Annotated in this window: 2 protein-coding genes; both read right to left on the bottom strand. The window is 57.0% G+C overall.

What is annotated here, in order from left to right:
• Positions 1-221 (bottom strand): hypothetical protein (locus EOE18_RS18720; protein ID WP_220446053.1); only part of this gene is annotated, 221 nt, incomplete at its 3' end.
• Between the two features lie 87 nt (positions 222-308).
• Positions 309-786 (bottom strand): hypothetical protein (locus EOE18_RS18570; protein ID WP_164852818.1); only part of this gene is annotated, 478 nt, incomplete at its 5' end.

The raw sequence follows: 786 nt of genomic DNA, 5'->3' as shown, positions 1-786 counted from the left end.
TCCTTTTTCATAGAAATGCCTTCTCGATTGTCATTTGAGATGACCAATGAGGTATTTTCCAAAATATCCCATCGGCCCAAAGGCCAATCCAGAATGGTACTTTGTCTGCTAAATCGTAATAGGAATGAATATCCGACCACGAGAGTGTCAATTAATGCATGTAGCGCGCCCAAATGCAGATCCGACGCTTGCCAGCGAAGGAACAACACGCGCGGGATCACTGCAGCATCGCCCAGAACAGCGATCCGGGTCTTCTACTCTGCATTGTGACGCGCACTTTCCTTTGCGAGGGAAAGGACGCGCCTGCCCTATCGGCTAAAGCCTCCCCTATCGGCCATGAATTGGCGCAGATTGACGTTTGGCTCGTCGCCCCCTTGGGGAGCAGCAGGTTCGGAAGTCTGCTTCGCCTGATCGGCGGCCAACCCGGCGCGACTATCAGGCGCCATGCCCGGCCTTGCCGCATTGGTGTCAGCCAACGGCGCCTTTTGCGCGCCCGGCGGGACCAGCCTTTGGCCAGCATGCTGCTGCCGCTGCAGATTGGCGGCCTCAAGTCGCGCCTTAAGCTGCGCATTGCCTTCGATATAGTTGGCTAAAATACCCTGAAATTCCGGCGTATTGCGGCGGGCAAATGCCTGGCGCACGGGCGCTGGCGCCTCGGGGAGGAACCCGGACTGGCCCGGTGCATAATGGAATTGATCAGGCTGCTCTTCCAGATGCGCCATGAACACAGACAAATCAGCCTGCTGCGGCTCGTACAGCTGCTTAAGCCACATCTGAACACCTGCG

This window comes from Novosphingobium umbonatum (assembly GCF_004005905.1).
In the GTDB taxonomy this organism is placed as follows: domain Bacteria; phylum Pseudomonadota; class Alphaproteobacteria; order Sphingomonadales; family Sphingomonadaceae; genus Novosphingobium; species Novosphingobium umbonatum.
This window is presented reverse-complemented; position numbering and strand designations above follow the sequence as displayed.